We start from the raw sequence: 12043 nt of genomic DNA on the forward strand, positions 1-12043 counted from the left end.
AACCGCCCCGCCGCAGACCAACCCGCGGCACGCCGACGCCCCAACACCCACCGCCATGTGAGGACACGACCGTGCCCGAGAACAACCTCAAGTACGACCCGACCACCACCGAAGGCGAAGCCATTGCCAGCCTGTTCCGCGGCTGCAAGAACATCGAGGACAGTGACGGCAGCTGGAACGGCGGCGACATCGTCGAGTGGCTCTCCAATTGGTTCGCCGACCTCGGCATCGACCCCGACGGGCCGAGCTACCAGGTGGACGCCATCCAGCCGCAGGTATGCTCGCCCGGCGCGGACCCCGACACCATCGCCGAAATTCTCTCGGCCCTGCCCGACTTCACCCTCCAGAGCCTTCCCGTAGGTGACGAGGGCTTCTTCTACGCCAACTACGATGAGCCCAGCTTCTACGATGACCCCATCGGCGAGGACAGCGCCACCACTGTGGTCTTCCCATACGCCTCCGACGTGCGCGTGCGCGCCGCCCTTGCCGTCCTGCGGCGCGCGGGATACATCGCCGCCCCGTCCGACGTCGACCCCCGCGGCTGGACCATCCACGTGCAGGCCTCCGTCGTCTATGCCCTCCAGGACAACGCCACCACCTCCGACCGGGCTGACCGTCTGCTCCAAGAGGCAGGATTCTCCCGAGCTGACACCCCCCGCGAGGCCTACATCCCCTCCTACACCGCCCCCGCTCCGGTGCCCTGGCGCCCCGACTGGGTCCAGATCGACGTGATCAGCCTGCCCACCACTGGCCGCGACGACCGCGAAGAGACCGCCCGCGCCGTCTTCGCCACCCTCACCGACGCCGGCTGGAGCGTCGATGTACGCGGCACCGAGACCCTGCACACCACCCCTCCGCCCGCCGAGCCGACCCCGAAGCCAGCGGCAGAGCCGCAACTGGTCCCGGCCGACGTCATCGACAGCATCCGCCACGTCCTCGCTTACAACTGGACTACAGAGCAGCGCGACTACGACCAGCAGGACCCCGAGGACAAGGCGCAGCACATCGCCACCCACCTGAACCGGATCGCCACCCACCTGGACCCGGCAGCCGCCCATCGGAATCTCTACGGGATCTCCGACTGACCTGATCTACACGACGACTCACCGGGCCTCGGGCGCACCCTCGCGGTGTGCCCGAGGCCCGGTGCCGTCGGCTCTATGCACCCCGCTCCAACAGTTCAGGCCGACGTGCCACGGCAGAACCTCCCAGTTTCCTTGCCCTGCTAACCGGTTGCCCCGCCACCGTTCTCTCGCCCCGCGGAGACGCAGGGTCACCACGAGAAGGGATGCTGACCATGACCACACCCGACCTGAACGCCGGAGATCTCCCACTCCTCACCGCCGACCGGCCTCGTCACCGCTCTGACTCTCAGCGCACCGCCCGGGACCTGTTCGGCCACGAGGGCCAGTTCTTCACGGTGCCGGGCAACTTCCCTGACGGCCTGCCCGACCACATCGGTTTCGTCACGGCTGTCTACGCCGTCCTCAGCACTCCCAACCCCAACAACGCAGCGCATGAGTTCACCGTTCGCGACGTCAACGGCCAGCGCCACATCCTCGGAGCCCCCGCCCCTGACCAGGACATCGCCATCCGTAACGCCCTCAGCACCCTCGCCGAGCGGCGGCGCGACCACGCCCGGCAGGTCGAGTACAACCGCATCCACGTACTCGGTCTGGACCCAGTCCCGCCCGTCCGCCTCGGCCACGCAGCCACCGGCACGTGCGTTGTCCACGTCCGCTGCTCCTGCCCGCAGGTCGAAGGCTTGGCCGCACACTACGAGCACGTGACCCTGGCGGCAGCTGAATGGCTCGACGAGACCCCCACCACCCCCTGGGAGTTCTGCCCCAACTCCCCTACCCAGGTCACCACCCGGAGCGGAAGTGGCCGCCTCACCCGCACCCTCCGCAACGACAAGGGCATGGCCGTCGTGGAGCTCCAGCACAGTGACGGGAATCGCGAGTCTGTCGCCCTTGCCCAGGTGAGCGACCTGGGCTGACATCCCACCGCCCTTCAACCATCGGCCCCGTCCCGTGCGCACTCAGCCACGGGCGGGGCCCGCGCTCGTTGACCTGACCGGGGCGTACCTGGTGCGCGCCCTTCTCCACTGCGTTGAACCTCCTTGTGGTGCTAGCCCCCGGCCTCTGCACGATCCGGCCCGTCACCACCACTCAACGCAGAAGGACCTGAGTATGACCACCGAGCCGGGCACCACGCCCACCGACCCCCCACATCCGCCGGTGGCGTCTCCGCCGACGTGATCGCCTCCATGCGTGCTGTCGTCGACGACGGCGAGCTGTGGAACACCGAGCGCCAAGACTATGAGCAACAGGACCCCGCGGATCGCAGCGGACATCTCTTCGAGCACCTGCTGCGCATCGACCGGTTCCTCCTCCAGCTCAGTCCGCCCGACCATGTCCACGACGCAAGTGACAATCCTGTGACAAACCACCCGGTCAGTCCCCCGCCGCAGCCCTGCGCGGCCGTGGAGCCCCTCGCGGACGGCACCACGATCACCGTCGCCGGACTCGACTACGAGCGCGTCACCGACCCTCGCGCGCTCTCGCCCGGCCAGTGGCTGCGCTTCACCAAACCGCTGGGCGACACCGACACCATGACCCTGCACCTGACGGTGATTGAACCCGTCGGCCGGCATGCGGACGGCACCGGTGTGCTGTGCCGCCGACATGGCCGGGCGCTGATGCCCACCGAGCAGCACATCGTGCTGACCAAGCCAGTCATCGAACTCGGACAGGTGTACCGGGCCACGACACAGCCCCCGCGCGGCATCCCTGGTACCTGGTGCGACAGCTACGACGGCAACGGCGACCACTGTGGCCTGTCCTTGCACCACCACAAGAACTGCCGTCACTAGTACGACAGTTGACTACAAACCGCCCCAGCCCCTCGCGCCCCGCTCTTCCTGTGGCGCCAGGGGCTCTGTCACGTCTACCCACACCTGATCGACGGCGCGCTCCCGGCAGACGCCCGACTGGGTGCAGGTTGTGAGGCTTGCCGTCCCAGCCTCGATTGTGCCGTCACCGCCCGGCCAACTCCCTGGCCGCGCAACTCGACTCCCTGCTTCTGGAAAGGGAATGCTGCGATGACGGCCCTGTTCGACGGCCCAACTTCGGTGCACTTCTTCACCGGTGGCCTCGGTGACATGCGTGGCTTCACCGACTCCGGATACCTGTCCCTGTACGCCGCGAACCACCACCCGGCCTCAGTAGAGACCGCCCGCACCAACTGGCCCGGCCTGTTCGTGAACTCGGCCGACGTGCAGACCATCGACATGCGCTGCGTACCCACCGCCGACGTCCTGGTTGCATCGCCCATCTGTACCGAGGCGTCTCCGGCAGGCGGCAAGGCCGCCCCACGGAAGGCAGTGCAGCTCGACGAGAACGGCCGCCCGACGCCGGGCCCGGACTGGCCGCAAACCCGCATCACCATGTGGGAGCCCGTCCGTTACGCCGAAGTCCACCGCCCCATGGCTTACGTCGGCGAGAACGTCGCACAATTCGGCACCTCTCCGCTGTTCAAGGCATGGCTACACGTATGGGACGCCCTCGGCTACACCCCTGCCGTCGCTTCGGTGAACGCCGCGCACCTGAAGGCCGACGGCATTCCTCCACTGCCGCAGTCACGGGACCGAGTCGTGTGGTGCTTCCTGCGCAACGACATTGCCGAGGCGCACGGCCTGCCCGATCTTCGGCCAACCTGCGACGCGATGTGCCCCACCTGCGGCCCCGTCGAAGGCGTCCAGTACTGGAAAAAGAACCCCGACCTTCAGGTCGGCGAGTACGGCCGCAAGAACCGCCAGTATTACTACGTATGCCCGAACACGCGCTGTGGAGCGGCTGTTGAGCCCATCACCCGCGGCATCGGCGAGGTCATCGACACGAGCGTGCGCGGCGCACGGTTCGGCGACGGCTACTTCAATCACTTCTACCGCACTGTCATGCCCTACGAGCAGGCAACCCGCGACCGCGTCGCCATCGGCCTGGAGCGGTACTGCGGCAAACCGTTCATCGTCACCCTGCGCAACCACTGCTCGGCCAGCTCGCTGGACGAGCCGATCGGCACCCTGACTGCGAAAGGCGGCGGCCACCACTACCTGGTACGCCCGACCGACGAGTTGAGCATCGACGAGTGCGAGTACCGGCCGCTGAACATCCGCGAGAAGGCCCGAGCCCAGGGATTCCCCGACCATCACATCTTCAGCGGGGATGAGGAAGACCAGCGCCTCCAGGTCGGCAACGCGGTCCCCGTCAACGTCGCAGCCTGGCTTGCCCGGCGCGTCAAGGCCGTCCTTCCCCACTGACCTGACCGCCTCGGGAGATAGCAAGCCCCTGCCGCCGCCCCGCGCCAACCCGGGCGGCGGCATCGCACCAGGGTTGCGGACCTAACTCTGCCCGGCCGCACCGTGTGGTCGGCCGGAACGCCCCGCACGATCCCCTCCGTGCCGACGGCGTCCGGCACCAGTCGGTCTGCGCGTCGAGCGGAGTCACGCCCCGCGCGGCCCGGCGGCCCCACGGCCGCCGCCTGGCAGCCACAGCCGGGCCCCAGCTTTCATCCCCCGCCCCAGCAGCGAAGCCGCCGATCCCAAGCCCTTGGCTCGGGGGCGCGGCTCTCAGGGCGATCCATCCGAACGGAGAGAAGGACCCGTGAACCACACCTGCCAAATGATCAACACCCGCGTCTGCATCGACGACATGCTCGGCCCGCTCGACTGCACGCTGAACCCGGCGAACCGGTGGAACGGCTGGCTGAGCCCCAATTTCGCCCTGGACGCAGTCCGCGAGCTGTCTGCGCAGACCCTCCGCCTTGCCGACGAGGATGGCTACGACTGCGTTGAGACCATCCACGTCATCGAGGCCCGCGCGGACAGCCAGGACACCGTCCACATCATCGAGGGCGGCCCCAGCCGGTACTGCGAAGAAGGCGAGGAGAACGTGGCCGTCGCCGTGCATGTCCCATGGCGAGCCATGAGCCGAGGCGCGAACGCCTTGATCACCAACGCAACCCCGCAGGCCCGCAAGGCAGCCCGCAAGCGCAAGGTCACCGGCAGGAGCGCACGCCGTGTCGTCGTCGTACACATCCGCTGGCAGTACCTGGACGAAGGCAGCGTCACGGCTGCCAACATCGTCCGCCCCAACGACGAGGGCCTGTACTCGATCGGTGGATGGGAGTGGACATGGCACTTCGCCTCTTGGTGGTGTGCGTGCGGCAGTGACTCCTACTGGCACGAGACCGAGTGCCTGTGTGGCCTGACCCGCGACAGCCAGCCGAAGACCCCGCTGGGAACCGCAGGCGTCAAGATCGGGCAGATTCTGCGCATCCCGGCGCCCGGGGCCACGTCGGCCCTCGTGGACCTCACCGACCTCGCCCGCGTGTGCGCGGTGTTCGCCGGAAACAGCGAAATCGACACGGCCGACGACACCGGCCCCTTCGACACGGAGACGCTCGGCTGGGCCGACGAGGTACTGCGCATGGCCATGGATGAAGCCGCCACCGAGGACCTCGCCGCATCCGGCTGGGAGCGCATCCCCGACGAGAAGTCCACCGCCCTCTACCGGATCACCTTCCCGACCACGCCCTCTCACTGACCAGCTTGATGCCCGCTCCGGCCAGACGACCGGAGTGGGCCTCTCATGTCGCGGAGCCCCACCGCCGCCGTGCCCGCGTTCCCCGTTGCTTCGACGGCCGCCCGCCGGCCGCCGCCCCGGGGGTTGTGGGTCTAACGGCGCCGTCCCTGAGTGTGAGCCCCGGCCCGAACGCCCGTGCCTGGAGGCGACCGGACCGCGCAGGAGCAGGCAGTTATCTCCTGCCGCCCCCGTTGAGCCCGACCTCCGGCCGTGACTCCCACCCCGGCCGAACCCTGCATCCACTCCAAACGGAGCCCCTGATGACACTCGCCGAACTCCGTACAGCGCTCGCCGAGCTCGACCACCTGCCCGGCGACACGACTGTGGTCCTCGCCAAGGACGCAGAAGGCAACGCCTTCTCGCCGCTCGACGAAGTCGACCCGTCGATGTACCACGCCGAGACCGAGTGGAGCGGCGAGCGCTATATGACCGACGCAGCACGCCAGGCCCAGGCCGATCCCGACGACTACGACAAGGCCCCGGACAACGCAGTGCCCGCCGTCTTGCTCTGGCCCACCAACTAGCCAGCCCGCCCCCGGCACCCGCCTGTGGTGCCGGGGACCGGCCGCCCTGTACCCGCTGCCCGCCCGTGATCCGGCTGGATGCCGCGCCACCCTCATCCCCCTGACCGTGCCCCACCACCAACCCGCTGAACGGAGATCCGTCTCATGGCCAAGCGACCCGCCGCCAACGAAGCCGCCCAGCGCGGCGCGTGGGCAGCCGTCGAGACCAACGACGTGGAAGCCGCGTGTGCCGCTCGCCAGCGCCCCGTGCTGTGCGAGGCGTGCGGCCGGTAACAGCCGCCCTCGGGGGCCTTGACCAGGTCGGGTCGGTGCCGCCTCGCTGATTCCCGACCCCGCTCTCTCTCCCGTTCAGCCCCGGCCCCGGCTCGCTCACGGTGCCGGGAGCAAGCGCGCATTTCCGCGCGGGCGGTATGGACGCCGGTCTTGCCGACCTAGCCCATGATGCCGGCACGGTGCTCCGCGTCGCGGCTGATCGCCGCGCTTCCTCAGCACCGGTGCCTTGTGCGACCCGACAAGAGCCACCAGGTGCCCGACGAATCGAGACACAGTGGCCCACACCAAACTCGCCGAACTTGTCAGCTGGCTGAGGTCGATCACCAAGGAGGCGAAACGCGAGGCCGACTACCGGGTCGACGCCCGCGATCTCCTCGGCATGCTCGTCCCCGCATCACGTGCCACTGGGGAGCAGCCAGCGACGCAGTCCGATGAGGCCGTTGTACCCACCACCGCGCGCCCCGGCTACAGCTTCACCGAGGGCCTCGCCGAGGCCAGCGAAGTCGAGCGCGACGGCAGCCCCGATGAGACGGCTGTCCCTGAATGGACCGTCATCGGTGTGCGGTGGAACGAATCCCCCGACAGCGTCGTCGCCCTGACGGCCCTGCCCGGAAGACAGCAACCCGCCGACAATGACGTCTCGGACGAGCTGACCGGCTGGGTCCGCCACGTGCATGCCCTCAACTCTGATGCGGCGCTCCGCCTCGGCAAGGCTTCGGCAGCGAGCGCCCCATCCGTCGCCGCCTTCCGCGCCGATGACTCCTGAACCCCACCACCGTGTCCTGTCCCTGTCTGCCTCGCACTCCAACAGCGCCAGGGCCGGTGCCTGCCACCGCTTGCGGGTGTAACGCACAGGCCCGCCACACTCCTCCACCCGATCCCAGCCCAGCCGAAGGAAGCGTTCATGGCGACATACAACGTGCCGCTGACCGGCATCGCGAACATCACCGTCACGGTCACCACTGACGAAACAGATCCGAACAAGATTGCCACCCTGGCCGTCGAGAAGGCCGAGGCCGAAGCAATCAGCCTGTGCCGCCAGTGCGCCAGCGACCTCAACAACTCCCTGGACATCGGGGACGACTGGCGCCCCGTGACCGACGATCGCACGAACGCGAGCGAAGCCATCAAGATCAGCGACTGACCGCGAATTCTCTCGGCCCCGGCCCCCGCCCGCGCGCGGTGTCGGGGCCGCACGCCTGGCCCGCCCTCACATCGCCCCGCGCCTGCCGCAATCACCTCCAGGAATTGCCCGGCTTGCCTGCCGGGCCCTGACCGTGATCCCGCGCCGGTATCCAGGCCGGCCGCCCCTCACGGAAGGACACCCACCCACATGCTGACCCCTCCGCCGGACATGTACCCCGACTGTTCCTGGGCCGAGCAGCCCGTCACCGGCACCACCCCATCCGGCATCGGCACAGCCGCGACCGTCGAGCCCCGGACTGGACTGACCACCCGCTACACCGTCCACGGATACGACCCGCACACCCGCACTGCGCTCATCGCCCCAGAGCAGAGGGAGGACCGCGCGGGCGTGGTGCGCCCCGTTGCCGACGCGCAGCGCACCCGCCGCACGATCGCGGTAGGCGACCTGGACGAACTGCGACTCATCCACCGCCGAAACCGCGGTGACGTCACCGCCCTGCACACCGACCATTGCCGCCACGCCATCAAGACAGCATTCACCGCCGGGGGAGACCGGGGTGTTCCCGGACCACGCCGGGTCTACCGGCTATGGATGCAGACCAGCGAGGAGCGCACCTACCGGTTCCTGGTCCGCGCCCCCTCCCAGGAGGCCGCGTACGACCTGGCCCACTCCTGGTGGCAGGGCACCCGGAGCCCCACCGGATTCAGCGGCGGCCGCCTGGAGAGCGGCGAGACCATCGACGTCCTGACCTGCGAAGGCGCCCGCGACATGCCCTTCTGGCCCTACCTCGAACCCATCGCTGACCCCGTCTAACCTCCAGCGCCCCATCCGGCCCCGGCCGTCCGCCTCACGCGGACGGCCGGGGCCATCGCGTTCTGTCGCCCCACCCACGCCCGTGTGCCGCTCACGCTCAGCCAACCCAGCGCCCCTTGTTGAGGCCCCGCGCCTCTGTGGTTGCCCAGCTAACCCGTCACACCGCCATGGTGCCCGCATCGCGGCCGAGCGCCGCACCTCCACTGCTCCCAAGCCCGGAAAGGGCCCATCTCCTCATGCTCAAGTACACGCTGCGCGTCCACAAGTTCACTGCCCAGGCCGCGAATCTCACCTCCGAGCCTCCCGCCGTCGGCGACTGCCAGGACTCGGCCGTCGATGACGCGCAGAACCCCACCCAGGTCATCGTCTACACCACCACCGGACCGGCCGCCGCGCTCCGCATCGCCAATCGCCACCTCACCCTCGTCCACGCCCGTCTCGCTTACACCAACCCCGGCGCCGTCGGCCGCACGGCCGACGACATCGTGTACGCCGAAGCCCGCACCCGGGCCGAAACCCTCACGCCCGGCCAGCGCGAGGACGAGAGCATGCACACCATCCACAGCGAGTACGACGCGCTGCGGATGAGCGCCCTGTTCGACGTCATGGACAAGCACGGAGAGATCGACATCTAACCCTCTTCGCCCCACCCCTGGACCCCGACTCCCCAGTGCACCCGCGGCACGGGGGAGCCGGGGTCAACGGCCTCCCCAGCGGCCCGGTCGAGGCCGACCACGTCGTCGGTCCGCCATTCAGCTGCGCGTGGCAGTTGCGGGTGTCGGCGCGTGGACAGCCCGCAAACTCCTCCTATCACAACCGCACTTGCTTGTTTGCGGCGCTTGTCCCCGTTCGTGACTTCCTGGCTCCGTCAGCTCACCTGGGGGTTCCGCTTCCGGTGACAGAGAACCAGGAAGCGAGGAACCAGCCATGCCTGATGAGCCAGTGGTCGACATAGTCGACCTGTTCGGAGGCCCGGGAGGATGGGACGTCAGCGCACAGCGGCTCGGCCTCCCAGTGACGGGCATCGAGAACGACCATTCCGCTTGCGAGACCCGCCGGGCCGCCGGGCTGGGCACCGTGGAGGGCGACGTCCGCGCGTACGGCCCCGCCGACTTCCCCACCGCCACCGATCTGATCGGTTCACCTCCGTGCCAGCCGTACTCCATCGGCGGTAAGGGCGCCGGGCGCCGGGCCCTGGACACGGTGCTGCACTTCGCTTCACTGCTCGCTGCCAGGAAGGACATCCGCTCCGGCCTCGCCACCCTGGACGACGAACGTACCGGCCTGGTTCTGGAGCCCCTGCGGTGGGCCCTTGAAGCCCTGGACATCGGACGCCCCTACCGAACCGTGATGCTGGAGCAGGTACCCACTGTGCTGCCGGTGTGGGAGGCGGTGGCGCACATCCTGCGAGCCGAGGGCTACACGGTGGTGACGACCCGCCTGCACGCGGAGGAGCACGGCGTCTGGCAGACCCGTTCGCGCGCCGTGCTGGTGGCCCGACTGGGAGACGAGGCGGCGCTACCCACCCCCACCCACCGCCGCTACAGCCGCACTACCGAGCAGAACGGCGGGGACCTGGCCCTGCGCCCCTGGGTGTCGATGGCACAGGGAATCGGCTGGGGAATGACGCACCGCCCGGCGCTCACCGTCGCGGTGGGCACAGCGGCGGGCGGCCCGGATCCCTCCTGCGTAGGCGGCTCCGGAAGCCGGGCCACCCTGTACGGAGAACGTGACGCAGGCCGCTGGATCGCGGACACCCGCCTGGTGGACGCCGACTCGCTACCCGCCTACCGCGGAGGCCGCAAGGACATGATCCGAGTGTCCGTCGCCGACGCCGCCGCGCTCCAGACCTTCCCGCCAGACCACCCCTTCCAGGGCCCCAAGACCAAACAGTACGAGCAGATCGGCAACGCAATGCCGCCTGCGCTGGCGGATGCAGTAATCCGGCGGGCGATGGCCCGAGAACTGGCCGCCCGCACTGGCGCAGCGGCAGCCTGACCGTGGAGTCCTCTGGGAAGCGTCCCTGACGGCCCGCCCCGAACCACAAGGGGCGGGCCGTGCCGCGTTCCCAGCTCGGCCTCGCCCCCAGGGGGTTGCGGCGGTTACCTCGGCACGCATCACGGTTCCGATGGCCCCGGGGAGCGGCGCCACTCAACCCGGCTCCCTGAAGCCGAACCCAACCCGCCCAGCATCCAGAGGCCCGCCCATGAGCACCCCCGACGCCGAAGCCGCAGCCCCCGTCAACGTCCACCCTGCCCAGAACCCGACCGATGGCCCCGTCCACGAGTGGTTCAGCCTGAGCTACAGCAACTACCTGGTGCTACACAGGACACTGATGCAGTCCATGCCGACGGACTGGCAATATCGCCTCCGCGCATGCCTTGAGGAGCTGGAGACCGCATTCGCACACATTGAGCAGCCCGAAGCCTTCAAGGTGGAGGCGGCGACCGTGCACGAGATTCTGGAACTGACGACCACCCAGAAGACACTGCTCGGCATCACCGAGGACCGGTTCCGAGGCACAACCCCGCCCAAGGGCCTGACCGACGATGAACTGCGCGAGTGGGAAGCCCAACACGAAGACCCGGACGGACCTGTCTACCACCAAGACGGAAGCGAACTCGAACCTACGCACCGGGTGTTGGTACCGGCAGGGGACCCCATCCCGCACTACCAACGCGGCCGCACATACATCGCTCCCCGCCTGCCTGCCACCACCCCGTCCTGACCAACTACATCCCTCATGTCTGGCCCCCGGCCGCCCCCAGAGGCAGCCGGGGGCTGCCCCATGCCACGCCCCGCCGCCCGCCCGAGCCCCGACGTCCCGCCGGCCGATGCGGGGTGGCACGCCTTGCCCTGCGCACCGTCAGAGTGTGGTTGCCGGACCGGAGGTCGCATCACGCCGACACCATCCAGGCCATGCCCGACCTGCCCGCAACTTCACGGCGCCGAGCACGGGCGTGAGCACGCCGGAATTCGTTGACGCTAGAGAGGAACACCCATTGTGAGCAGCCCTACGCTGAAGCCGAGTGACGACGGACCGCAGCTGGACGCGGTTGGAGCCATGCCCGAGGACGCACAGCACCCGATGTTGGTCAAGGCCCTCAATATCCTGCGAGCCGCTGAAGTGGGAGTAGCCACGGTCCCAGGCCGCAAGATGCTGTACCGGGAATGGCACAGCCAGGAAGGTCCCCAGGGCGCATTCATGTGGCCCGTATTGGGCCGGACGCTGGAAATCACCTGGTTCATCAACGGCGCCCAGGACGAGCGGGGCATGCGGTCCCGTGATTCCCGGAGCGTGCGATCCGCCCGGAATTCGGCCCTCGACACCATCGCCGCCACATTCGCCGAGGAGGGCTGGACGGTGTGGCGAGTTGAGAGCAGGAACACGGCGACACGGCGCGCCCTCCGGGTGGACGTAACGCCTCCAGCCGATTCCTGACGCACCCCTGCGGGCTGCTCTTGCGGCCTGGTCCACGACACCGATGGTCGGTGAGACGCCCCCGCCACCCCGTGCCGCTGATTGGCGGGGGGTTGTGGGGGTAGCCGCGCCGGCGGTCAGTGTGCGGTGGGCCGGGGTGGCGGTGGCCACTCAACCCCCACCCCGGCCCACAACAACCAACTCCCCAACCCGCCCCGCC

Annotated in this window: 14 protein-coding genes; all 14 read left to right on the plus strand. The window is 69.0% G+C overall.

All coding sequences use genetic code 11. From position 1 onward, the window contains the following. Positions 1 to 71: 71 nt before the first annotated feature. The 14 genes from OG413_RS41355 (at position 72) to OG413_RS41420 (ending at position 11844) form a co-directional block, all read left to right on the plus strand. Positions 72 to 1085 carry a hypothetical protein gene (locus OG413_RS41355; protein ID WP_266814884.1) on the plus strand — a complete coding sequence of 338 codons (1014 nt, stop codon included), beginning with the start codon at positions 72 to 74 and terminating at the stop codon, positions 1083 to 1085. Positions 1086 to 1297: 212 nt separating this feature from the next. Continuing rightward, positions 1298 to 1999: a hypothetical protein gene (locus tag OG413_RS41360; RefSeq protein WP_266814885.1), complete on the plus strand. Its 702-nt coding sequence runs from the start codon at positions 1298 to 1300 to the stop codon at positions 1997 to 1999. 270 nt (positions 2000 to 2269) lie between these two features. Further along, positions 2270 to 2875 (plus strand): hypothetical protein, encoded by a 606-nt coding sequence (locus OG413_RS41365; RefSeq protein ID WP_266814887.1) that lies wholly within the window; start codon positions 2270 to 2272, stop codon positions 2873 to 2875. A 228-nt stretch (positions 2876 to 3103) separates the two neighbouring features. Continuing rightward, complete coding sequence (locus OG413_RS41370; protein WP_266814888.1) at positions 3104 to 4321, plus strand: DNA cytosine methyltransferase; 1218 nt, start codon at positions 3104 to 3106, stop codon at positions 4319 to 4321. A gap of 343 nt (positions 4322 to 4664) precedes the next feature. Continuing rightward, on the plus strand, positions 4665 to 5606 hold the full coding sequence (locus OG413_RS41375) for a hypothetical protein (protein WP_266814889.1): 942 nt from the start codon (positions 4665 to 4667) through the stop codon (positions 5604 to 5606). Between the two features lie 299 nt (positions 5607 to 5905). After that, positions 5906 to 6169, plus strand: coding sequence for a hypothetical protein (locus tag OG413_RS41380; RefSeq protein ID WP_266814891.1), 264 nt, complete (start codon positions 5906 to 5908; stop codon positions 6167 to 6169). A gap of 144 nt (positions 6170 to 6313) precedes the next feature. Continuing rightward, positions 6314 to 6442, plus strand: coding sequence for a hypothetical protein (locus tag OG413_RS41385; RefSeq protein WP_266814892.1), 129 nt, complete (start codon positions 6314 to 6316; stop codon positions 6440 to 6442). Positions 6443 to 6716: 274 nt separating this feature from the next. Beyond that, positions 6717 to 7208: a hypothetical protein gene (locus OG413_RS41390; RefSeq protein WP_266814894.1), complete on the plus strand. Its 492-nt coding sequence runs from the start codon at positions 6717 to 6719 to the stop codon at positions 7206 to 7208. Between the two features lie 138 nt (positions 7209 to 7346). Beyond that, a complete protein-coding gene (locus OG413_RS41395; protein WP_266814896.1) occupies positions 7347 to 7586 on the plus strand; it encodes a hypothetical protein in 240 nt (79 codons plus the stop codon). 189 nt (positions 7587 to 7775) lie between these two features. Continuing rightward, positions 7776 to 8402 (plus strand): hypothetical protein, encoded by a 627-nt coding sequence (locus OG413_RS41400; RefSeq protein ID WP_266814898.1) that lies wholly within the window; start codon positions 7776 to 7778, stop codon positions 8400 to 8402. Positions 8403 to 8638: 236 nt separating this feature from the next. Then, the gene (locus tag OG413_RS41405; protein WP_266814900.1) at positions 8639 to 9037 is read left to right on the plus strand and encodes a hypothetical protein; all 399 of its coding nucleotides are present in this window, start codon (positions 8639 to 8641) and stop codon (positions 9035 to 9037) included. A 292-nt stretch (positions 9038 to 9329) separates the two neighbouring features. Then, on the plus strand, positions 9330 to 10400 hold the full coding sequence (locus OG413_RS41410; RefSeq protein ID WP_266814902.1) for a DNA cytosine methyltransferase: 1071 nt from the start codon (positions 9330 to 9332) through the stop codon (positions 10398 to 10400). Positions 10401 to 10608: 208 nt separating this feature from the next. Then, positions 10609 to 11130, plus strand: coding sequence for a hypothetical protein (locus tag OG413_RS41415; RefSeq protein ID WP_266814903.1), 522 nt, complete (start codon positions 10609 to 10611; stop codon positions 11128 to 11130). 336 nt (positions 11131 to 11466) lie between these two features. Further along, positions 11467 to 11844, plus strand: a complete 378-nt coding sequence (locus OG413_RS41420) for a hypothetical protein (RefSeq protein WP_266814905.1) — start codon at positions 11467 to 11469, stop codon at positions 11842 to 11844. The last annotated feature ends 199 nt before the right edge of the window (positions 11845 to 12043 follow it).

It is taken from the genome of Streptomyces sp. NBC_01433, from assembly GCF_026340105.1.
Classification (GTDB): Bacteria; Actinomycetota; Actinomycetes; order Streptomycetales; family Streptomycetaceae; genus Streptomyces.

Excerpts from the sequence above, each read along its gene's own strand:
- OG413_RS41360 (WP_266814885.1), top strand. The coding sequence starts at position 1,298 with ATGACCACACCCGACCTGAACGCCGGAGATCTCCCACTCCTCACCGCC.
- OG413_RS41400 (WP_266814898.1), top strand. The coding sequence starts at position 7,776 with ATGCTGACCCCTCCGCCGGACATGTACCCCGACTGTTCCTGGGCCGAG.
- OG413_RS41395 (WP_266814896.1), top strand. The coding sequence starts at position 7,347 with ATGGCGACATACAACGTGCCGCTGACCGGCATCGCGAACATCACCGTC.
- OG413_RS41420 (WP_266814905.1), top strand. The coding sequence starts at position 11,467 with ATGCCCGAGGACGCACAGCACCCGATGTTGGTCAAGGCCCTCAATATC.
- OG413_RS41385 (WP_266814892.1), top strand. The coding sequence starts at position 6,314 with ATGGCCAAGCGACCCGCCGCCAACGAAGCCGCCCAGCGCGGCGCGTGG.
- OG413_RS41415 (WP_266814903.1), top strand. The coding sequence starts at position 10,609 with ATGAGCACCCCCGACGCCGAAGCCGCAGCCCCCGTCAACGTCCACCCT.
- OG413_RS41380 (WP_266814891.1), top strand. The coding sequence starts at position 5,906 with ATGACACTCGCCGAACTCCGTACAGCGCTCGCCGAGCTCGACCACCTG.
- OG413_RS41410 (WP_266814902.1), top strand. The coding sequence starts at position 9,330 with ATGCCTGATGAGCCAGTGGTCGACATAGTCGACCTGTTCGGAGGCCCG.
- OG413_RS41370 (WP_266814888.1), top strand. The coding sequence starts at position 3,104 with ATGACGGCCCTGTTCGACGGCCCAACTTCGGTGCACTTCTTCACCGGT.
- OG413_RS41365 (WP_266814887.1), top strand. The coding sequence starts at position 2,270 with ATGCGTGCTGTCGTCGACGACGGCGAGCTGTGGAACACCGAGCGCCAA.
- OG413_RS41405 (WP_266814900.1), top strand. The coding sequence starts at position 8,639 with ATGCTCAAGTACACGCTGCGCGTCCACAAGTTCACTGCCCAGGCCGCG.